We start from the raw sequence: 19747 nt of genomic DNA, 5'->3' as shown, positions 1-19747 counted from the left end.
TTTAGGCAACTCCGGTCACCGATTCCAAATGAAGCCTTAAAGGCTCGGGTCCCGTCAGCTTGATGCGCTGGCCTGCCCGCAAGGCAATATGGGCGCCGACGCAATCGGGGGCCAGCGGGATCTGTCTGCCGTCCCGCTCGATCAAAACCGCCAGGACCACCTGATTGGGGCGGCCGTAATCAAAAATTTCGTTCAGGGCGGCGCGTATGGTCCGCCCGGTATGAAACACATCGTCGACCAGAATAACGTCCCGGCCTTCGATGTGAGTCGGCAATTGGCTCGGCTTTACCTTGGGATGAACCCCGATCTGGGAATAGTCGTCCCGGTAAAAGGAAATGTCCAGCAGCCCCAAAGGTTCACGAATGCCGAGACGCCGATGCATTTCTTCGGCGATCCAGACGCCGCCGGTACGTATCCCGATAAGGAGAGGATCGGTCAGTTTTCTTTCGGCGATAATCCGGCTTAGCCCGTCTTCCAGTTTATCCAGCAGGGCGGGTATGTCATTGTGCATTAGAGTCATCGGTTCGTTCTATGGTGATTGAGCCAGGCTTGCAATATGAGCTGCGCCGCCAATTGATCCTGGACCCGCCAGAGCGTGGTGGCGCTGACCCCAAGATCATCGTAAAGTAATTGTTTGGCCTCAAAGGTCGAAAGAGTTTCGTCCTGTTGATAAACCGGAAGATGAAAACGGCCTTCCAGTTGTCGGCAAAATTTGAGCATGCGCGGCGTTACCGGATTGTCCGTACCGTCGCTCTGCCTGGAAATACCAACCACCAACCCGGCCGGATGCCACTGTGAGATGAGTTGGCCGATGCGTTGCCAGTCCGGATTTTGCTTCATTGCCGGAATGGTTTCAAGAAGGCTTGCGGTGCCGGTCATGCTCTGGCCGACGGCAATCCCTATTTTTTTGATGCCGAAGTCGAATCCCAGATACGTATCGTCACTGAACCTGGCGGCTAACGGATCGGATTTGGCGAAGACGGGGCTCGAATCGTTGCCGGGCTTCAGTTTGATGCTAGCCATGACCCGCCGGCGAAGTGAGCTCTCTGATATTGATGCCGATTTGACTGGCCGCTTCCGTCCAGCGCCGATTGATCGGCGTATCGAACAGGACCTGTTTGGTAAAGGGCGTATTCAACCAGGAATTTTCCAGCATTTCCCGCTCCAGTTGTCCGCCGCTCCAGCCGGCGTAGCCTAACGCCACCAGAAACTGCTCCGGCCCCTCACCGACGGCGATTGCTTCTATCACGTCACGCGACGTTGTCAACGAAATCGAATCCGAAACGGCCATCGTCGCGTCCCACCGGCCACCCGCCGTATGAATCACGAAGCCTCTGTCCTGCTGCACCGGTCCGCCGGCAAAAACGGCGATCTGGGCGGCCGTTGCGGACGTCACCCGGATATCCATTTGCTTGAATATTTCGCCCAGCTTCATGCCTGCCAGGCGGTTGATGACAATGCCTAACGCGCCTTCCTCATTGTGCTGGCACACATAGGTCACCGTATGGAAAAAATTCGAGTCGACCAGATTGGGCATGGCGACGATATATTGATTGTTTAAATAAGTAGTTCCGTTCATAGGCCTAAGTATTAACCGTAATGATGGACTATGCAAATTTATCGAGCCGACATCCCGGACTCGTCGGAAAACTTCCAGACGCGGGTAATGACCAGCACATTGAGTTCTTTCTGCAATTCCAACGGCAGCGGCGCAAAAGGCGCACTCATTCTGACGATATTTTTAGCCGCTTCGTCCAGTTCCGGAATGCCCGAAGATTTCCTGATGCGCATGCTGTAAATGCTGCCGTCCATTTTAATGCCGACGTCCATCGACAAGGTCGCGGCAAAGTTCTTCTTCGCCGCCGCTTCGGGATAATTTCTATTGCCCATCCGCTCCACTTTCTCTTCCCAGTCCTTCAGATACTGAGCCGCAAGATATTTATGCGCGGACACCATATTGACAGATTTTATCTTGCTTTGATCCCCGCTCAACTGACTGTGCCGGATTTCGGTTCCCAACTGAGTGATTTGCTGCTGAAGCAACTCCCGCGATAAACGCGGCGGCGCAGCCACCCGCTGTTCTTCCGCCGCCCGCTCATCGGCAATCTTGTCGTCCGGCGCCGCAACGATCGGCTTCTCGGCTTTTTTACGGGTCAGTACTTTTTCCGGTGATTTAGGTTTGCTTTCTTTCGGCGCCATCTTTTCTGCAGGCTGTGGACGGCTGACGCTCTCGCCGGCGATCTGCTGCTGCGGCGGCTGCGGCTTGGCAGGTTGCTCTCCCGCGCCTATCTGATTTTCCTGAGCCAGAGTTTCTGCATTTTTCGGAGCTTTTTTGGCGGGCGTGTTGACAATGGTAATCTCTATCGAACGATTGAACTTTTCAGATTCGGGCACGGCAAAATTCACGCCGAAAATAACGCCGACGTGAACAACCGCGGCAATAAACAACCAGAGCAGCAACGCATCGTTGCTGGGCAGGGCACGGGATTCGAGCAGGACTGGGTTCGGCATGTCAGACAATCGTTTGTTCGATATGGTCCATCAAAAGACCGGCGATATTGAGTCCGAACTGACGGTCGAGCTCTTGCACGCAGGTGGGACTGGTCACGTTGATTTCGGTCAGCGTATCGCCGATGACGTCAAGCCCGGCAAATACCAGGCCTTTTTCCCGCAAGGTGGGACCTACCTGATTAGCGATCCACCAGTCTCTCTCGGTCAGTTCCCGGCCTTCGGCACGTCCGCCTGCGGCGAGATTTCCCCTTGTTTCTCCCTGGGCGGGAATGCGCGCCAGCGCATAAGGCACGGCTTCGCCGTTGACCATCAAAATGCGCTTGTCGCCGTCCTTGATCTCGGGCAGATATTTTTGCGCCATGACGTAGCGGCTGTTGTACTGGGTCATCGTTTCGAGAATGACGCTCAGATTCGGGTCGCCCTGCCGCAAATGAAAAATGGAGGTGCCGCCCATGCCGTCGAGAGGCTTTAGTATAATTTCACCCTGCTCCTGCAAAAAATGCCTGATTCGGGCCGGCTCCCGCGCTACCAGGGTTTCGGCGCAGCATTGCGGAAACCAGGCCGTAAATAACTTTTCGTTGGCATCGCGCAGGGACTGCGGTTTATTGACCACATACACGCCCAGACTTTCGGCGCGCTCCAACAGGTAAGTGGCATAAATGTATTCCTGATCGAAAGGCGGATCCTTGCGCATCAGAATAACGTCCAATTGATCCAGCGGAATGTCCTGCTCCCCGTCAAAGCGGTACCAGCTATGTTCATCCCGCTGCACGTTCACGAGGCGGGTACGGGCATAAGCCCTGCCGTTTCTTAAATAAAGATCATTGAGCTCCATGTAATGAAGCTCCCAGCCTCTGGCCTGAGCTTCGAGCAGCATGGCGAAACTGGTGTCTTTCTTGATGTTGATATGGCCTATGAAGTCCATCACCATACCGAGTTTGATAGGCATGAGTCTCTCGTATTGTTTCGATAGTTTAAATTTGTCCTACGCAGTGCGGTTTTTCTTCCGTACTGAGAGGCAGGATGAAATGCAGTCTCGTTCGGGTGAAGCGAATTGCACAGCCTTCAAGGTGAGGCCTGGCTGGACGGCATAACTGCCTCTTCGAATTTGTCTTGTTGAAACCGGCGACTTGCCGGCATCGGTTTTTGTAGGTCAGAAGCTTGTTTCACAGTGGGATTCCGGCAAAATCCGAAGGCAATAAAACGACTTCCGCCCGCCGATTATATTGCAAAGCGGGCATCGAATCCTTCTTCACCTTATCGGTGCACCCAGGAGTTCATATTTTAATTGTTTTATTTTATAATTTGTCATTTACCTTGAAAAGATTTTTTGGTATAAAGTTCGGCTATCTTTTGAATTAGGCACACTAAGAGGTTAATCATGTCCAGAGTATGTCAGGTAACCGGGAAACAACCCGTTACCGGTAACAATGTATCCCACGCCAACAATAAAACCAACCGACGTTTCTTGCCGAACCTTCAGCATCACAGATTCTGGGTGGAAAGCGAAAATCGTTGGGTGCGCCTTCGGGTTTCCACCAAAGGCATGCGCATCATCGACAAAAAAGGCATCGATGCCGTACTGGCGGATTTGCGTAAACGCGGCGATAAAGTATAAGGGGAATTAAAATGCGCGATAAAATTAAATTAGTTTCTACCGAAGGCACCGGTCATTTCTATACGACCACAAAAAACAAAAGAACCATGCCGGAAAAGATGGAGATCAAAAAATTCGATCCTGTCGCCCGCAAGCATGTTATCTATAAAGAAGCCAAAATCAAATAACTTTCATTTAAATTTTACGACTTCTTTAACATTGCCTGAAAACCACGGCTTCGATCGGCTGTGGTTTTACAAGCAATTGCTTCCGTTTCTTTATAATCCGGCAAGCGCAAATCGGCCCGGAATTTTTCTTACCGGCTTTCGGCCAAACGCGTCAGATCCGCCAACTTCTGACACACGATGCGGTATTCTTTCTCAAGATCGTCTTTTTCGGTTTTCAGTTTCTCATACTTTTCGTTCAGCAACTGCCCGGTTCTTCTCAGCGCTTCATTTTCCGATTTAAGAAATTTTATTTGCTCTTCCCAAGAGCTGTTTTCGTCGCCGGCAGAAGGATGATCCGCCAATTCCGCACGGTCTTCCGGATGCTCGGGCTCATGTAATTTGACCATCGTCTCAATTCCGTCGTCGATGGCGAACTGCGCGGCTTCACGAGCCAGACTCTGCGGCACCGCTTCCATTCCTCCTTTGAGAATGAGCGCATTGAACTTGTTTTTCAGCAACAAAAAAGCGCCCGCTTCGCTGACCTTGCCGTCGGCGCATATGACGACGACCGGCTTGTCCCGGCTTAGCGTCTTAAGCTGCATTCTCAAGGAAAAAAAAGGGTAATTGACCGTGCCTTCCAGATGCCGTTTTTCATACTCGTCCGGAGCACGAATATCCATCAGAATTCCTCCCTGTTTGGAAACGGTTTCCAGATCCTTGTATTCGATAAATTTTAACGAAGGTTCCTTTATTAAAGAGATGAATTGCTGCTTGCTCAAACGGAGCAAACTGAGATCGGTCAACGCGGTAACCGTTACCGTTCGGAGACCGCCGGTAAGCAGGGAGTCTTCTCCAAACGTATCGCCCTTATCCATCATTCCCAATTTGATTTCTTTGGCGCTGGCGGAAGGCTTCCGACTGATCAGACATTGTCCGCTCTTTATTAAATAGTAATAATCCCCGATGGCGCCCTGTTCGATAACGGTCGCACCTTTCTCGTACTCGACAAGCTCCAATCCCATCAAAATCTTTTGTAAATTGGCAGGCGGAAGACGTTGAAATATGGGTAATTTCAATAATGCTGTCATCCAGTCGTCGCTGCTGTCGTCGGACTCATCAACGCTCATAAAACTCGTTTCCTCTTTATACTCAAAGGGAGGCAAATTGATCACCTTCGCGGCCTCAAGCCGCAAAAAACGAACGGTTCCCTTTGCCACTGCATCTATTTTTCTTGGAATCTGGTGCGCCAGAGCAAATCTGGCTGCCTCGGTATCGGCAACGATTGTCTCTACGACAAGATCGTCCGCCTGAAGAACCACTTCTCCGCTTAAAAGATAGATCAAATTACTGTCGACCTCTCCCCTTTTAAACAAAAGGCCATCCGTAACTTCTTCAATGACCATCTCCGTACATAAGGCATTGAACGAAGAAGCCGGCATCGTTACAAACGGGACGAACTTTCGGATAAGTCGTCCTTCTTCAGAAAGAATATCGACAGACATTAAAGTATTTAAGCAGAAAAACCCTAAAATAATAGTCCATAAACTGCCTATTGTTTGAATTGCTTGAACTCATGCACGTCTTGTTATTAAACATTTTTGTCCTTATATTGTCTATCGCTGCTACTCATATCAACCATGGAACATCCTAATGGACATTAAGATAGTAAAACGATTATTTGTCATCCTGTTTTTACTGGGTTTTCAGCCCCTGATCGCGAAAGCCATCGGACTGCCTCCTTATGCAGAAGGACAAGCTTTGCCCTCACTGGCTCCCATGCTTGAACGAAGCATGCCTGCCGTGGTCAATATCTCAACCTCGACCAACATTCAGGTCGTGGAAAATCCTTTGATGCAGGATCCGTTTTTTCGGCATTTCTTTGAAATGCCCAATCGGTCGCGGCAACAACAAAAAAACAGTTTAGGCTCCGGAGTCATCATCGACAGCAGACAAGGTTATGTTTTAACCAACAACCATGTCATCGATAAAGCCGACAAAATCATGGTCACGTTAAACGACGGCCGCCAACTCAACGCCCAACTGATCGGCGCCGATCCGGAGGCCGACGTGGCGGTGATTCAAATACCGGCGGACCATTTGGCTGAACTGCCGATTGCCGATTCCAGCCGGCTCAGGGTCGGCGATTTTGTCGTCGCCATCGGCAATCCTTTCGGTCTGGGTCAGACGGTGACCTCCGGCATCATCAGCGCCCTGGGTCGCTCCGGTCTGGGCATAGAAGGTTATGAGGATTTCATTCAAACCGATGCGTCGATCAATCCCGGCAATTCGGGCGGCGCCCTGGTCAATCTGAACGGCGAATTTATCGGAATGAACACCGCCATTCTGGCTCCTACCGGCGGTAATGTCGGCATCGGGTTCGCCATTCCGTCCAACATGGTCACCACCATTAAAGACTCGTTGATCAAGCATGGAGAAGTCAGGCGCGGCTTGCTCGGAGTCACCACCCAGGATCTGACTCCGGAACTGGTCAGGGCGTTTAACCTGCAAATCAGCCGGGGTGCTGTGATCAGCCGGATCGAGAGCAATTCGCCGGCCGCGAAAGCCGGTCTGGAACCGGGCGACGTCATCGTGGCAGCGAACGGTCAAGACGTCAAAGACAGCCATGACATCCGGAACATCATCGGCCTGCTGCAAATCGGCGACGAGGTTGCCATCGACTATTTCCGCGGCAATGAAAAGAACGAAACGACGGCCGTCATCGGCAAACCCGAACGGGTTCAACTGGCCGGCGAGAAACTGCATCCCACTCTGCAGGGCACGGTGTTAGGCTCTACCCAAAAGGATCAAATCGAGGGCGTTTTATTTGAAAAAATCCATACCGCCTCCTATGCGTGGCGCGTCGGTCTGCGTCCCGGCGACGTGATCGTCATGGCCAATCGGTATCGCATCCATAATCTTGACGAACTCAAGCGTTCCGTCGATGCCGGCAATTCGTTGATGATCAACATTCAACGCGGTCAGGAAGGCTTTTTCGTCGTGCTGCGCTGACCGTGAGCATAAAAAGCGCCAGCAGGAAATAAGGACTGGTTTTCATTTATAATGCCAGTCTGTGCTGTTTTTTTGAATTCGCTCCGACACTCAAATGAACCAATTTATTCCTTTAAACATTGCCGTACTGGTGGTTTCCGATACCCGCACGGAGAGCGACGACGTTTCCGGCAAACTGCTAGTGGAACAGGCGGAGGCTGCCGGCCATCGCGTCATTGCGAAAAAAATCGTACCCGACAACATCTACCGGATTCGGGCGGCCGTTTCCGGATGGATAGCCCAGGATGACGTCCAGGTGGTCATTACCACTGGAGGCACCGGCGTCACCGGCAGGGACGGCACGCCGGAAGCCATCCTGCCCTTGCTGGACAAGGTCCTGGACGGATTCGGAGAAATGTTCCGCATGTTGTCCTATCAGGACATCAAGACCTCGACAATTCAGTCCCGGGCACTGGCCGGCGTCGCCAACGCCACCTATCTCTTCTGTCTGCCCGGCTCTTCCGGAGCCTGCCGCACGGCCTGGGATTTACTCATTAAAGACCAACTGGATTACCGTACGAAACCTTGCAATCTGGTGGAGTTGATGCCCCGGCTAATGGAAAAATAAGATGCGATCGAATTTTTTGTTTTTCGGCGCCTTGGCCGCTTTTATCGGAGTGGCCATGGGCGCTTTTGGCGCTCATGGTTTGAAAGGCGTCTTAAGCACCGAACAACTGGCGGTGTATCAAACAGGGGTCAATTATCAGATATGGCACGCCCTGGGACTTTGCGGCATCGCCCAGATCCATCGTCAGGCCCCCCACTCCCGGCTGCTTCAATGGGCCGGGTGGTTAATGTTCTTAGGCATAGTGCTCTTCTCCGGCAGTTTGTATTTCATGACGATGCTTGAGGTTAAATGGTTCGGCATGATCACGCCTTTCGGCGGCCTGAGCTTTTTAACAGCCTGGTTATTGATTGCCGTTTTTGCAACCCGAAAACAATCCTCCGGCAGGTATTCCTAATGCGCGACGCAACGCCCCATACCACTTATTTGAAAGACTATACCGTCCCCGAGTATCTGATTCATCATGTCGAACTGAAATTCGAGCTTGACGAAGAAAACACCCGCGTGATCTCCAGGTTAACCCTGAGCCGCAACCCGGCAAGCCGGTCCAGCGACACCTCGCTGACCCTGGCCGGAGAAAATCTGTGTTTGATCCGCGCCGTTTTAAATGACGAGCAGGAATTAACCGGGCAAGATTATCTGCAAACGTCCGATTCATTAATCCTGCACGACGTCCCTCAGCATCGCCCGTTTACCCTGACTATCGAGAACACGATCAACCCGAAAGCCAATACCGCGCTCGAAGGGCTTTATCTCTCGAACGGCATGCTCTGCACTCAATGCGAAGCGGAAGGTTTTAGAAAAATCACTTATTTTCTCGACCGTCCGGACGTGATGACGCGATTCACCACAACCCTGATAGGCGATAAGGAACGTTATCCCGTCCTGCTGTCCAACGGCAATAAAATAGCGGACGGCCGGCTGGATAACCGCCACTGGGTGACCTGGGAAGATCCTTACAACAAACCCTGTTATCTGTTCGCGCTGGTGGCCGGGCAACTGGAATGCATCGAAGACACGTTCACCACCCGGTCGGGACGGACCGTCAGCTTGCAGATCTTCGTCGAAAAACACGACCTCGACAAATGCGGCCATGCGATGCAATCCCTGAAGAATGCCATGGCCTGGGACGAGAAAGTTTATGGCCGCGAATACGATCTGGACCTGTACATGATCGTCGCGGTCAGCCATTTCAACATGGGAGCGATGGAAAACAAGGGCCTGAACATTTTCAACACTAAGTATGTATTGGCGACGCCCGACACGGCCACCGACTCCGATTACGAACACATCGAAGGCGTGATCGGCCACGAGTATTTTCATAACTGGACCGGCAATCGAATCACCTGCCGGGACTGGTTTCAGTTGAGCCTGAAGGAAGGGTTTACCGTTTTCCGCGACCAGGAATTCACCGGCGACCGAACGTCAAGGGCAGTCAAGCGCATCGAAGACGTTAACCTATTGCGCACCCGTCAGTTTGCCGAGGATGCAGGCCCGTTAGCTCATCCGATCCGGCCGGACGCCTATATCGAGATCAACAACTTCTATACGCTGACCGTGTACGAGAAAGGTGCAGAAGTGGTCCGCATGCTGCACACCCTGCTGGGGCCCGAAGGATTCCGCAAAGGCAGCGACCTTTACTTTCAGCGCCACGACGGCCAGGCGGTCACCTGCGACGATTTCGTCAATGCGATGGAAGCGGCCAACAACGTGGATCTAAGCCAATTCCGGCGCTGGTACTCGCAGGCGGGCACGCCGCATGTCCAGGTTCAGCAGGAATACGATCCGGCGCGGCAAACTCTGAGCCTGACGCTGACGCAAAGCACACCCCCCACGCCCGGCCAGCCGGTCAAAGAACCGCTGCACATTCCGGTAGCGACCGGCCTGCTCTATCCGGACGGATCCATCGCTCCCTGCCAGTTGCAAGACAGCGGTGCCGTCAACGACCAAGTCATTCTGCAATTGACCCAGCCTGAACAGATTTTCATTTTTGCAGGACTTGCGCAACCGCCGATCGTTTCCGTTCTGAGAGGATTTTCGGCTCCGGTCAAGCTGTTGATTGAACGCAGCCTGGAGGAATTGGCCTTCCTTCTCAAACACGACAGCGATGCCTTTAATCGTTGGGAGGCCGGACAGCAACTGGCCTTGCAGATCATTTTAGGGCTCATTGCCGATTATCAGCACGGCCGGGAAATGCGTGTCAATCCGATACTGGTCGATGCCGTCAAGGAAGTGCTGGAACAATCCTGGGCCGATCTTTCGTTCTTTGCCTTATTACTCAATTTACCGTCGGAGATCTATCTGACCGAACAGATGCGCGTGGTCGACGTCAATGCAATCCATCACGCCCGCGAATGCGTCATTCGGACCCTGGCGGAACAACTGCAGGAACCATTCAAGCGGTTGTACCGGCAACATCACCGAGACGAGTCCGGGCGCTTCGATAAGGAAGCCATCGGCCGCAGGCGCATTAAAAATACCTGCCTGGGTTATCTGGCCAAACTGGACGATGCCGAAATCCGGCAATGGAGCTTGCAACAATTCGATGACGCGAAAAACATGACCGATCAGATGGCGGCATTAACCATGATCGTTCATCATCCGCATCCGGCTCGGCAGGAGTGCCTCGACCGTTTTTACCGACAATGGCAGAAAGAAGACCTGGTCGTCGACAAATGGTTTGCCACCCAGGCGTGCAGCCCCATGCCCGGCACGTTCGAACGGGTACTGGAATTAATGAAGCACCCGGCCTTCGATTTGCATAACCCGAACCGGGTCAGAGCCCTGATCGGCGCCTTCAGCCAGTCCAATCCGGTGCATTTTCATGCCGAAAACGGCCAGGGCTATCAATTTCTTACCGATCAGATCATTGCGCTGAACGCGTTAAATCCGCAGGTGGCTTCTCGGATGCTGGGCGGACTCATCTCCTGGCGCCGCTACGACGACCACCGGCAGGCGCTGATGAAAGCGCAACTGGAGCGGATTGTGGCAACAGAAGCGATTTCCAGGGATGTTTACGAAGTCGCCAGCAAAAGTCTGGCATAAAACGAAGTTTGAGTTTTAACCCCTTATTGATCTATTCCGGTTGAATCATCGATGCGGTTCAATCGGAAGAAGGCGCTGTCTTTAATATCTTTCGGTTATAAAGCGCTGTGGTTCCGATTTAATATAATAAGAAAGGACTCAGCTCGACGGAGCGAAAAAATAGCGGGATGCGCTTAAGTTGCAAAACTCTAGCCCTGATCTGGCAGAATCCAACTTCAGTTTGGATTTTACCTGGCACTAACGGCGGTTTCAATTCGGCCAATTTCTGCCGGTCTTTTGTGCATTTTCCAGTGACTGCTATAGATCACAAATTGCTCGCTCAACATAAAGGTAACCAGACGCTTTGTAGCGACAGCGGAAAAGTAGTCCAGTTGACCGCCTCGTTATGCGTTTCATTGCAATTTTAGCTTCTCAGCAAAACTGAGTCAGGACTTACGCAAAATATCTGATCGCTGAAGGCACATGAATCAAAGACTGAGGTCAAAAGCGACATTAAGTTATGATCAAATCTTTTATGACTCGCCTGGATTATTGCCAATTTCTGCTGGTCAGCCAGATCAATTATACGCTGACCTATTTTGCCGATCACCATGACACCTTCAGCCACGATGCCATCAACCGCTACCTGCAACGAGAACGGATGACCCCGCGGCTGATATGGGACAACGTCCGCAACGACATCGTCCTCACACCGGCCGGCTACCTGATCTTCGACGACACCGTGCTGGATAAGGACTTCTCCCGAAAGATTGCCCTAGTACGTCACCAGTACAGCGGCAATGCCCATGGCCTGATTCGCGGTATCGGCGTCGTGACCTGCGTCTATGTCAATCCGGAGTTGGATCAGTTCTGGCTGATCGACTACCGGCTCTACGATCCCGATGGCGACGGCCAATCCAAACTGGATCATGTCCACGACATGCTCGGCAATGCCGTGCATCACAAGCGTTTGCCGTTTCACGCCGTGCTGATGGATAGCTGGTACGCCACGAAAGACCTGATGTTATTCATCGAATCCTTGCAGAAAGTCTATTATTGTCCGCTCAAGGCTAACCGCCAAGTGGATGATTCCGGCGGCGAGCGACCTTACCAACGGGTCGACTCGCTGATCTGGAGCCCGACCGAGCGGGCGCACGGTAAAACCATCAAGATCAGAGGCTTTCCCAAACACCACAAGGTGCACCTGTTCCGGGTTGAGGTGTCCACCCACCGCACGGATTGGGTCGTGACCAACGAGCCCACTCAGCATTCCACGGCGGCCGCACAACAGGCGTGCGGCTATCGCTGGAAGATCGAGCAACTGCACCGCGAAGGCAAACAGGTCACCGGAAGGGAACGCTGCCAGTGCCGCTCTGCCCGCATTCAGCGCAATCATATTGCCTGCGCTTTCCTGGTTTGGGTTCGACTGAAGCAATTGGCCTACACCTCGGGACGGACGGTCTATCAATTGAAACAGAAGCTACTCGATGACTACCTCTGCCAACAGCTCAGAAATCCATCTCTACGCATGAGCCTTGCGTAAGTCCTGTGAGTGTTGATTCTGCTATCCGTTGCATCCGATATGAGCGTGCGATCTTTGCATCTAGGCCACCAATGTCAACCTTATCAAGATTCAAGAATGCTTTCTCGAGATAATCGGTTTCAGAATCTAGCTCATTCTGCCGCTTGATGTTTCGCTCCAGCGATTCCTGTAGAAATCGGACTTTCTCAGCTGCTATTGCTTGATCCGGATAGCTTTTGGCTTCTTTAAGCTCCTTTTCAAGTAAGCTATGCATCTCGACACGTGCCACAAGTTCGTCGCTTAGGAGTTTTGAAAGCTCGGTAAGCTTTGATGAAACCGCAATACGATTGCTTCTCCTCGCAACTCCAAAGTTAAGAAGCAAGGCGATGCCAGCGAATAAGCTACTACAAACCAGTGTAACTGTTCGGATATCAATCATGACGCATAACGTAGAGCTAATCCGACCGCTGGAGCGTAGCGGAAGTGGGTCGGCTCAAGCGTTTTGTTAGGCATTGAGTTGGCTCACCAGCGGGAATTTCTCGGGATGACGAATAGATTCAACAGCCAAGTCCACATCTAACTCAGGCCAATACAAATGGTTAAGTGATGGAAGCTCGACATTAAGGATTTTCCCGACTGCTGCATCCCGAAACCAGGGAAAGTCTGCGAACGAAAGAAACAATTCCTCATCTTCCAGCAATAGCCAGAAACCATGCCTAGAAATATTGGTTACTTCAACCAGGGAAGTGTTTAAGCCAAGCGCTGCGGATTTCATTTTCGTGCTCCTGAACTAAGCGAAGTGCTTCGTTGATTTCGTTCCGAGAAAGCCCAGTGTGTTGTGCAAGTTCAACTTTGGGTTCAAGCCAATATTTTGCCTCTCCATTCTGGCTCTGAACGTGGACGTGCATTCTCGGTTCCTCACGCGAGAAGAAATAGAAGCGGAAACCGCTTTCGCGGAAAACAGTTGGGCTCATTTTCTAAATATTATCCATGATGCTCGCTGATCGAGACCGACTAACAAATAAGCATTTTATCTGTCGTGCGCAAGCATGACAGATAAATGTGTGTTGGACTAAGCCGCTCTGGATGTTTGGCTTAGCCCGCCTTCTTTATTAATGGGGATTGTATTGTTTTCGAGCAGGGTTGTCCAAGATTTATCGGCTTTCTATGGACGTTAGTCTTGTTTGTAACTGACCGATTAGCTTCTGATAGGTCCGTCGAGGGAAGGATTTATTCAATTTTGTTCGCTTCATTTGTTAGTTTTTCGGTTTTTTCTTTCTCTCGGCCGCACGGTATCCCAGGCCTTTTGGCGCCTGTGGACGGGCTGTGCCGTTCCTGGCTTAAGCTTCCGATCGGTTTATCGCTTAGCCATACTCTATGCGCTTGGGCGCTATCTCTCCGACGACGATCATACGGCCTGTTTGGCATTGCGGACATAACTGCGGTTTTTCAATGATCGGCGCGGTAACGGGCTGACTGTTTACAACTTCCTGCTCGACGATCTCTTGCTCGGCTATGGCTTGCAGAGTATGCCGGATTTGCGCCAGCTTTTGTCGCCGGCATCGGTTGGCGAGAAAGCCGTAATGGCGAATGCGCATGAACCCGATCGGCAAAATATGCCATAAGAAGCGTCGAATCAGTTCTTCACCGCCCAACACCATGACTTTGTTGCGGTCATGATCCCGGTAGTCCTTGTAGCGCAGATGCACTTGGTCTTCGTCTATCTGCCGGATCCGCCCATTACTGAGTGCGGTTTTGCGACTGTAGCGGGCCAGATACTGGACCACTGTTTCGGCTTGGTTGAGATAGGCTTTGGTGTACACCACCCAGTCTGTTTGCATGAGCTCACGGAGTCGCGTATCGATTTCCGCAGGACGCGTGATCCGTTGCAGTTCACCGCGTTGCGCACTGTACCGCAGGCGGCAAACCATTCGACCCCGAAAAAATCGGGACAAGGCCCGGACCGGAAACAGGTAATTGCTTTTGGCCGGATGCCAGTCGCCTGCTTCGGTCAAGGCGCCGCCGGCGACCAGGCAGTGCAGATGCACATGCCGACTCAGATTTTGCCCCCAGGTATGCAAGACCGCGGTCATCCCCAGGGTGCCGTGCAATCGTTTCGGGTCTTGGCCAAAATGATCCAAGGTTTCCCAAACGCTCTGGAATAAGCACCGGTAGATCACTTCGGGGTGCAGTTCGATCCAGCTATTGAGCGTATGCGGCAGTGTGAACACCAGGTGATAGTAGGTCACCGGCAGAACCGCCTGCAACTGCTGTTGGCACCAGGCTTGTTGGGCTTGGCCCTGGCATTGCGGGCAATGGCGGTCACGGCAGGAATGATACTGCGGCTGCTCGAAGCCGCACTGCCCGCAACGCCGTCGCAGGCCACCCAAGGCTTCGGTGCGGCATTGTTCGATATGCCGGCAGGCTTTTTGCTGAATCGGGGTGAGCGCATGCTGCGTCTGATAGGCGGGCAGAAATCGCTCGAAGACCGCCTGCAAGCCGACGTCGCCGCTCATAACGGCTGCTCCAGTTGGGCCAACAGGTCGCCGCCGCTTCGGCTTTCCTGATAACCCGGCACCCAATGGACATAACGCAAGGTCGAGCGGATATTCTGATGGCCCAGCTGATGCTGCAGTTGATGCAGCGGCATGCCGGCTTCCAGCTGATGGGTCGCATAGGCGTGACGCAGGCTGTGAATGCCGCCGATCTTGTCGACCCCGGCGCGTCGTTTGGCCTCCGAAAAAAGCTTTTGCGCACTGGCAATACTCAACGGCGAGTGGGGATCGGCACCGGGAAACAGCCATTGCGGCGGCCGCAGTTCACGCCAATAGGCACGCAATAGCTGCAATAAAGTAGGCGACAGGATCACGGCCCGATCCTTAGCGCCTTTGCCTTGTTCCACTCGCAGCAGTCGCCGTTCGCCATCCAGGTGGCGAATCTGAATCGACACCAATTCACTGACACGAAGTCCGCAACCGTAACAGGTCGACAGTAACATGCGGTGTTTGAGGTTGCCGTGGGCCGCCAGGATGCGGCTGACTTCACTGCGCATCAGCAGTTCCGGAATGCGTTGTTCTTGTTTAGGCACCTGCAGCTTGACGCCAAAGCTGTCCTGGCCGAGGACGTGCAGATAGAAAAAACGGAGCGCATTCAGATACAAGCGGCAAGTGGCCGGCGAGAGGTGGCGTTCTTTGACCAGTGCGAGGAAGAACCCTTGCAGTTCTTCCCCCGACAGTTGAGCCGGCGAACGATGATAATACTTCGCCAACTCGGCGACAGCCATCAGATAACTGCGCTGGGTTCTCAGAGCCATGCCGCGTACCAGCATGGCATCGATCATTTTTTGACGTAACGGAGTCATCACATTTCTCCTCTAAAGACTGACCAACAGCGGTCAATCAGGAGTGTGCGACTTATTGTTACGAAAGGGAAATTTAGAGCTGTGCCAAGGCACCGCGCAGCGGTTTAGTTCAACATAGTCGAAAGGTCGGTTAGGGTCGAACTCACCCTTCCAATGTCAATTGAAGCTAATTTTTGAATCCATCAGTTCAAGTTCGGAGTTTCACACTTATAAATCCGTAAAATCACTCATCCCATTCAAGTTCGGCAAAGGCGGTGGAGACATTTTTACGGTGAAACTCGTCAAAAAGCTTCCAATGCGGCTTGGCCGTGTAACCGACCGTTTCCAGGGCCTGCTCCAGATACCCGCCCTCTTTGATGGTGGCTCTGATTTCGGTCAGCAGCATTTGCAGATACTGCTTTTCGGGCTGCATGCTTTGCGGCCAGTCCGTTACCAACGGGCCGTGTCCGGGAATGACCCGTTTAAAGGATTGCCGCTCCAGCTCGTCGAGTATTCCCAACCAGCCTTTCAAGCTGCCGTCGATGACCGGCAAATGCTCGATAAACAGCAAATCGGCCATCCAGAACGTTTCCGTTAAGGGATCGTAAACCGTCAAATCATTGTCGGTGTGCGCGGCGGGATGGGCGGTTAATTTCAGTATTCGGCCGCCCAGATCGAGGTCCATCGAATGGCCGACAAGAAGATCCGGAGGAATAATGTCTTTCGGAGATAACTCGATTCCGAGAAGATCCCTGGCCTTTTCTAGGTAAAAAGGACCGCGTGCGGCCATGGCCCTGGCCAGTTTCTCATGGCCGACAAATTGAACGCCGGCCTCTTTAAAAGCCGAATTGCCGTAGATATGATCCGGATGAACGTGCGTATTGATGACGTAGCAGACCGGCTTATTGCTGACATGCTTGATCGCGTTTTTGAGTGCCCTGCCCTGCTCGGGATTTCCGCCGGTGTCGATGACGGCGATGCAGCGGTCGCCGACGATGAAACCGATGTTGGCTATGGCGCCGTGATTGCGGGTATCCGGCGCTTCATGAACGCCGAAATGCACGTGGATTCCGGGCGCCACCTCGGTAATCGACAACACCGGCGCGGCTGCGGCGGTCCGGCTTGCCAACAGCATTAAAAAAAACAATAGCTTTCTCATCGATCGGATGTCCATAAGAAATGTAAGGAAGGCTTCTTGCATTCGGAAAAAACCATGCTGCCTTAATCAAGACTTTGCAAAACCGGTCAGCCGCCTCGTCCGTTCCCGTTCGGCGTTGTATTAAAAAACCTACGAGGTTTTTAAAATCTCGCAGGTCCGGTTCCATTTTTTCCTTTCGCAGGACTGACTACCGGTTTTCTATCTCCGTAACGATTGCATCGATCCCATTGTCCCGTAATCTCGAACGAATAATGCTGACGCTGTTCATACGGGTATAAGGACCCATTTTGATGCGATACCAGGTTACGTTGCCCACTTTGGCTTTTTCGATTCGGGATTCTATGCCCATCAAAGCCAGCTTTGCCCGTAACCGGTCGGCTTCCTTGAAATCCTTGTAGGATCCCGCCTGCAGAATGTATTGAGTGGCTTTTGCCTCCCCTACCCGTTCTTCTCTGCTGCGGGTATCGATCTCATGATCGGGTACGACCACTTCTTTCCGGGGCAAAATGGTATAAAAATCAAACTGCGGAATCTCGGGCTCGGCCTTGACTTCGGCTTTTTTGTTAGCCGCTGCCGCGGCCGTTGTTTCCGCCTGTTTATTATCAATCGCCGATTGCGAAACCGGAGGGGTATTAACCTGTTTGCTGCCCTTGCTGCCCAAATAAAAGAGAAAGACGACGAAGGCAATGATCAATGCCGTGATCAGCATCCATTTCCATAGAGCCAGGCGGTCTTCACGGCCTGAGTGATGTCTGCTCCGTTTTATGTTTCTGTTTTCCGATCGGTATTTATAGTCTCTGGGCATGTTACATTACTTCGGGCGTGGTAATACTTAATAAGCTTAGTCCGTTAGCCAAAACCTGTCTTGCCGCATCGATCAGATTCAAGCGGGCATTGCGCAGCGGCGCGTCCTCGACCAGAAACTGATGGGCATTGTAATAAGTATGAAAGTCATTCGCCAGTTCGCGCAAATAAAGGATCAGTTGATGCGGTTCGTGCTGTAAAGCCGCTCTTTCCAGCGCATCAGGATAACGCGCCAAAGTGGCGAGCAGATCGATTTCATGCTGTTCGACCAATCTTGCAAGATGGCCCATGCCCAGCCTCAAATCTCTTTCCCAGCCTTTTTCGTCCAATTGCCGAAATACGCTACAAACTCTGGCATACGCATATTGTACATAAAAAACCGGATTCTCATTGGTTCGCGAGGTAGCCAGTTTCAAGTCGAAGTCCATATGCTGCTCGGAGCGGCGCAGCAGATAGAAAAAACGGGCGGCATCACGTCCCACTTCGTTCCGCAATTGCCGCAAGGTGACGAATTCGCCGGACCGGGTCGACATCTGCACTTTTTCTTCACCTCGGTAAAGCGTCGCAAATTGCACCAGCAACACTTTCAGCCTGGCTTCATCGGCGCCCAGCGCCTGGATGGCCGCCCTGACCCGAGGGATATAGCCATGATGATCGGCGCCCCAGATATCGATGATCTGGTCGAAACCGCGATCCAGTTTATTCATATGATAGGCGATATCCGAAGCGAAATAAGTGAATTGCCCGTTTTCGCGCACCACCACCCGATCTTTTTCATCGCCCAACCGGCTGGAGGCAAACCAGAGCGCGCCGTCCTTTTCGTAGAGATGGCCGCCCTCGCGCAGGAGTTTAAGCGCTTTTTCGACCGAACCGTCGTCCATCAGGCTGCGCTCGGAAAACCATTCCTGATATTCGACGCCGAACTCCTGCAAGTCTTCCTTGATGTCGTCCAGAATGGTATCCAGACCGGATTGAAACACTTCTTGATAAATCGCAGGCCCCAGCAAGTTCTTGGCCCTGACGATCAAGGCATCGATATGCGCTTCCTTATCGCCTCCCTGCATTTCATCGGGCGGTATTTGTTCGAACACCTGCTCCGCGGTTCGGCGGTAAGCCTCGCCGACTTTTTTATGGATACTCCAGGCGCATTCCCGTATGTATTCGCCCCGATAACCGTTGCTCGGGAAATGCACCACTTCGCCGCATTCTTCCAGATATCTCAGCCAGATGCTGGTCGCCAGAATGTCCATCTGCCGGCCGGCGTCGTTGACATAATATTCGCGATGCACCTCGAACCCGACGGCCTCCAGCAGATCGGCCACAACCGAGCCGTAGGCGGCGCCGCGGCCGTGGCCGACGTGCAAGGGCCCGGTCGGATTGGCCGAAACAAATTCGACCTGTACCTTTTTACCGGCGCCGATCGCACTCAAGCCGAAGCCCGGGCCTTCCTGATGGATTTTCCGGACAATCTCGTACTGTTGATTCGGATTGATAAAAAAATTGATGAAACCTGGACCTGCCGCCTCCACCTTGACCACAACAGGATCCTCGGGCAGCGCGGCAATCAGTTTTTCCGCCAGTTGCCTCGGATTCAGACCCGCCGGCTTAGCCAGCGTCAGAGCCAGATTCGTGGCCAGATCGCCGTGCTGCGCATCGCGGCTTCTTTCTACGGCAATGTTAACACCAAGATCCCGGGCAATAAGACCGTCGGCCTTCAATGCGGCAACGGCTTGGCGGAGAAGTTCCTCTATCTTTTCTTTCATTATTCTGCGCGTTCAATCATCATAAAATAAACGCGCATTATCCCTGATAATGATGGGATTATCCATCCTGAGCGTTAACAATTCAGTCTTATCTTTTAGCGAAATTAACCGCCGGGATGGGGATGCTTTATCCAGAAAATCAATCCTTCTTTCTGAAAACTTAAAATCCTTTCTCCTTTCCGTGCTTGCTCGGGTCTGTTCTGACAAGAGCTTGGCTCGTCCTCCCGCGCCTGGCCCATGCGCTGGA

21 protein-coding genes are annotated in these 19747 nt (G+C 52.4%); 7 read left to right on the top strand and 14 right to left on the bottom strand.

Annotation, left to right across the window (positions count from 1 at the left end; translation table 11 throughout):
• Position 1: 1 nt before the first annotated feature.
• From pyrR to gshB, 5 genes are read right to left on the bottom strand one after another with little or no spacing between them, the layout of a single operon-like run.
• Positions 2-520: a bifunctional pyr operon transcriptional regulator/uracil phosphoribosyltransferase PyrR gene (pyrR, locus tag A3OW_RS0121805; RefSeq protein ID WP_026223829.1), complete on the bottom strand. Its 519-nt coding sequence runs from the start codon at positions 518-520 to the stop codon at positions 2-4.
• The gene (ruvX, locus tag A3OW_RS0121800) at positions 517-1023 is read right to left on the bottom strand and encodes a Holliday junction resolvase RuvX (protein ID WP_020565581.1); all 507 of its coding nucleotides are present in this window, start codon (positions 1021-1023) and stop codon (positions 517-519) included. Before ruvX ends, pyrR begins: the two co-directional genes overlap by 4 nt.
• The gene (locus A3OW_RS0121795) at positions 1016-1579 is read right to left on the bottom strand and encodes a YqgE/AlgH family protein (RefSeq protein ID WP_020565580.1); all 564 of its coding nucleotides are present in this window, start codon (positions 1577-1579) and stop codon (positions 1016-1018) included. The genes ruvX and A3OW_RS0121795 overlap by 8 nt, the downstream gene beginning before the upstream one ends.
• 38 nt (positions 1580-1617) lie before the next feature.
• Positions 1618-2511 carry a TonB family protein gene (locus A3OW_RS0121790; protein WP_020565579.1) on the bottom strand — a complete coding sequence of 298 codons (894 nt, stop codon included), beginning with the start codon at positions 2509-2511 and terminating at the stop codon, positions 1618-1620.
• A gap of 1 nt (position 2512) precedes the next feature.
• A complete protein-coding gene (gene gshB, locus A3OW_RS0121785; RefSeq protein ID WP_026223828.1) occupies positions 2513-3460 on the bottom strand; it encodes a glutathione synthase in 948 nt (315 codons plus the stop codon).
• 432 nt (positions 3461-3892) lie between these two features.
• Here gshB and rpmB point away from each other — a divergent pair, with 432 nt between their 5' ends.
• Both rpmB and rpmG read left to right on the top strand, forming a co-directional pair.
• Positions 3893-4129 (top strand): 50S ribosomal protein L28, encoded by a 237-nt coding sequence (gene rpmB / locus A3OW_RS0121775; RefSeq protein ID WP_020565576.1) that lies wholly within the window; start codon positions 3893-3895, stop codon positions 4127-4129.
• Between the two features lie 11 nt (positions 4130-4140).
• Positions 4141-4296: a 50S ribosomal protein L33 gene (gene rpmG, locus A3OW_RS0121770; RefSeq protein WP_020565575.1), complete on the top strand. Its 156-nt coding sequence runs from the start codon at positions 4141-4143 to the stop codon at positions 4294-4296.
• 128 nt (positions 4297-4424) lie between these two features.
• On the opposite strand, the gene A3OW_RS0121765 is transcribed toward rpmG, so the two are convergent.
• Positions 4425-5402, bottom strand: a complete 978-nt coding sequence (locus A3OW_RS0121765; protein WP_232422413.1) for a cyclic nucleotide-binding domain-containing protein — start codon at positions 5400-5402, stop codon at positions 4425-4427.
• Positions 5403-5925: 523 nt separating this feature from the next.
• On the opposite strand from A3OW_RS0121765, the gene A3OW_RS0121760 reads away from it, so the two are divergent.
• The 5 genes from A3OW_RS0121760 (at position 5926) to A3OW_RS0121740 (ending at position 12455) form a co-directional block, all read left to right on the top strand.
• Positions 5926-7284 carry a DegQ family serine endoprotease gene (locus A3OW_RS0121760; protein WP_020565573.1) on the top strand — a complete coding sequence of 453 codons (1359 nt, stop codon included), beginning with the start codon at positions 5926-5928 and terminating at the stop codon, positions 7282-7284.
• A gap of 94 nt (positions 7285-7378) precedes the next feature.
• Complete coding sequence (moaB, locus tag A3OW_RS0121755) at positions 7379-7891, top strand: molybdenum cofactor biosynthesis protein B (RefSeq protein ID WP_020565572.1); 513 nt, start codon at positions 7379-7381, stop codon at positions 7889-7891.
• 1 nt (position 7892) lies between these two features.
• Complete coding sequence (locus A3OW_RS0121750; RefSeq protein ID WP_020565571.1) at positions 7893-8285, top strand: DUF423 domain-containing protein; 393 nt, start codon at positions 7893-7895, stop codon at positions 8283-8285.
• Positions 8285-10933, top strand: coding sequence for an aminopeptidase N (gene pepN, locus A3OW_RS0121745; RefSeq protein WP_020565570.1), 2649 nt, complete (start codon positions 8285-8287; stop codon positions 10931-10933). The genes A3OW_RS0121750 and pepN overlap by 1 nt, the downstream gene beginning before the upstream one ends.
• A 499-nt stretch (positions 10934-11432) precedes the next feature.
• The gene (locus A3OW_RS0121740; protein WP_020562072.1) at positions 11433-12455 is read left to right on the top strand and encodes an IS701 family transposase; all 1023 of its coding nucleotides are present in this window, start codon (positions 11433-11435) and stop codon (positions 12453-12455) included.
• Here the strand turns inward: A3OW_RS0121740 and A3OW_RS0121735 are convergent.
• The 8 genes from A3OW_RS0121735 to argS all read right to left on the bottom strand — a co-directional run bounded on the left by A3OW_RS0121735 (position 12421) and on the right by argS (position 19500).
• Complete coding sequence (locus A3OW_RS0121735) at positions 12421-12873, bottom strand: hypothetical protein (protein ID WP_020565569.1); 453 nt, start codon at positions 12871-12873, stop codon at positions 12421-12423. The genes A3OW_RS0121740 and A3OW_RS0121735 overlap by 35 nt on opposite strands.
• 66 nt (positions 12874-12939) lie before the next feature.
• On the bottom strand, positions 12940-13209 hold the full coding sequence (locus A3OW_RS0121730; RefSeq protein WP_020565568.1) for a DUF2442 domain-containing protein: 270 nt from the start codon (positions 13207-13209) through the stop codon (positions 12940-12942).
• Complete coding sequence (locus A3OW_RS29175) at positions 13169-13342, bottom strand: DUF4160 domain-containing protein (protein WP_408605677.1); 174 nt, start codon at positions 13340-13342, stop codon at positions 13169-13171. The genes A3OW_RS0121730 and A3OW_RS29175 overlap by 41 nt, the downstream gene beginning before the upstream one ends.
• A 456-nt stretch (positions 13343-13798) precedes the next feature.
• Complete coding sequence (locus tag A3OW_RS0121725; RefSeq protein WP_020563894.1) at positions 13799-14950, bottom strand: IS91 family transposase; 1152 nt, start codon at positions 14948-14950, stop codon at positions 13799-13801.
• Positions 14947-15795 carry a tyrosine-type recombinase/integrase gene (locus tag A3OW_RS0121720; RefSeq protein WP_020563895.1) on the bottom strand — a complete coding sequence of 283 codons (849 nt, stop codon included), beginning with the start codon at positions 15793-15795 and terminating at the stop codon, positions 14947-14949. Before A3OW_RS0121720 ends, A3OW_RS0121725 begins: the two co-directional genes overlap by 4 nt.
• A gap of 223 nt (positions 15796-16018) precedes the next feature.
• Complete coding sequence (locus tag A3OW_RS0121715) at positions 16019-16933, bottom strand: quinoprotein relay system zinc metallohydrolase 2 (protein WP_026223826.1); 915 nt, start codon at positions 16931-16933, stop codon at positions 16019-16021.
• 187 nt (positions 16934-17120) lie between these two features.
• Positions 17121-17738: an SPOR domain-containing protein gene (locus A3OW_RS0121710; RefSeq protein ID WP_026223825.1), complete on the bottom strand. Its 618-nt coding sequence runs from the start codon at positions 17736-17738 to the stop codon at positions 17121-17123.
• Between the two features lies 1 nt (position 17739).
• The gene (gene argS / locus A3OW_RS0121705; RefSeq protein ID WP_020565565.1) at positions 17740-19500 is read right to left on the bottom strand and encodes an arginine--tRNA ligase; all 1761 of its coding nucleotides are present in this window, start codon (positions 19498-19500) and stop codon (positions 17740-17742) included.
• Between the last annotated feature and the right edge of the window lie 247 nt (positions 19501-19747).

This window comes from Methylosarcina fibrata AML-C10 (assembly GCF_000372865.1).
Taxonomy (GTDB): Bacteria; Pseudomonadota; Gammaproteobacteria; order Methylococcales; family Methylomonadaceae; genus Methylosarcina; species Methylosarcina fibrata.
This window is presented reverse-complemented; position numbering and strand designations above follow the sequence as displayed.

What these genes read in the sequence shown, in the direction of transcription:
- pyrR (WP_026223829.1), bottom strand. Translation starts at nt 520, where the DNA reads ATGACTCTAATGCACAATGACATACCCGCCCTGCTGGATAAACTGGAA.
- ruvX (WP_020565581.1), bottom strand. Translation starts at nt 1,023, where the DNA reads ATGGCTAGCATCAAACTGAAGCCCGGCAACGATTCGAGCCCCGTCTTC.
- A3OW_RS0121795 (WP_020565580.1), bottom strand. Translation starts at nt 1,579, where the DNA reads ATGAACGGAACTACTTATTTAAACAATCAATATATCGTCGCCATGCCC.
- A3OW_RS0121790 (WP_020565579.1), bottom strand. Translation starts at nt 2,511, where the DNA reads ATGCCGAACCCAGTCCTGCTCGAATCCCGTGCCCTGCCCAGCAACGAT.
- gshB (WP_026223828.1), bottom strand. Translation starts at nt 3,460, where the DNA reads ATGCCTATCAAACTCGGTATGGTGATGGACTTCATAGGCCATATCAAC.
- rpmB (WP_020565576.1), top strand. Translation starts at nt 3,893, where the DNA reads ATGTCCAGAGTATGTCAGGTAACCGGGAAACAACCCGTTACCGGTAAC.
- rpmG (WP_020565575.1), top strand. Translation starts at nt 4,141, where the DNA reads ATGCGCGATAAAATTAAATTAGTTTCTACCGAAGGCACCGGTCATTTC.
- A3OW_RS0121765 (WP_232422413.1), bottom strand. Translation starts at nt 5,402, where the DNA reads ATGAGCGTTGATGAGTCCGACGACAGCAGCGACGACTGGATGACAGCA.
- A3OW_RS0121760 (WP_020565573.1), top strand. Translation starts at nt 5,926, where the DNA reads ATGGACATTAAGATAGTAAAACGATTATTTGTCATCCTGTTTTTACTG.
- moaB (WP_020565572.1), top strand. Translation starts at nt 7,379, where the DNA reads ATGAACCAATTTATTCCTTTAAACATTGCCGTACTGGTGGTTTCCGAT.
- A3OW_RS0121750 (WP_020565571.1), top strand. Translation starts at nt 7,893, where the DNA reads ATGCGATCGAATTTTTTGTTTTTCGGCGCCTTGGCCGCTTTTATCGGA.
- pepN (WP_020565570.1), top strand. Translation starts at nt 8,285, where the DNA reads ATGCGCGACGCAACGCCCCATACCACTTATTTGAAAGACTATACCGTC.
- A3OW_RS0121740 (WP_020562072.1), top strand. Translation starts at nt 11,433, where the DNA reads ATGATCAAATCTTTTATGACTCGCCTGGATTATTGCCAATTTCTGCTG.
- A3OW_RS0121735 (WP_020565569.1), bottom strand. Translation starts at nt 12,873, where the DNA reads ATGATTGATATCCGAACAGTTACACTGGTTTGTAGTAGCTTATTCGCT.
- A3OW_RS0121730 (WP_020565568.1), bottom strand. Translation starts at nt 13,209, where the DNA reads ATGAAATCCGCAGCGCTTGGCTTAAACACTTCCCTGGTTGAAGTAACC.
- A3OW_RS29175 (WP_408605677.1), bottom strand. Translation starts at nt 13,342, where the DNA reads ATGCACGTCCACGTTCAGAGCCAGAATGGAGAGGCAAAATATTGGCTT.
- A3OW_RS0121725 (WP_020563894.1), bottom strand. Translation starts at nt 14,950, where the DNA reads ATGAGCGGCGACGTCGGCTTGCAGGCGGTCTTCGAGCGATTTCTGCCC.
- A3OW_RS0121720 (WP_020563895.1), bottom strand. Translation starts at nt 15,795, where the DNA reads ATGACTCCGTTACGTCAAAAAATGATCGATGCCATGCTGGTACGCGGC.
- A3OW_RS0121715 (WP_026223826.1), bottom strand. Translation starts at nt 16,933, where the DNA reads ATGAGAAAGCTATTGTTTTTTTTAATGCTGTTGGCAAGCCGGACCGCC.
- A3OW_RS0121710 (WP_026223825.1), bottom strand. Translation starts at nt 17,738, where the DNA reads ATGCCCAGAGACTATAAATACCGATCGGAAAACAGAAACATAAAACGG.
- argS (WP_020565565.1), bottom strand. Translation starts at nt 19,500, where the DNA reads ATGAAAGAAAAGATAGAGGAACTTCTCCGCCAAGCCGTTGCCGCATTG.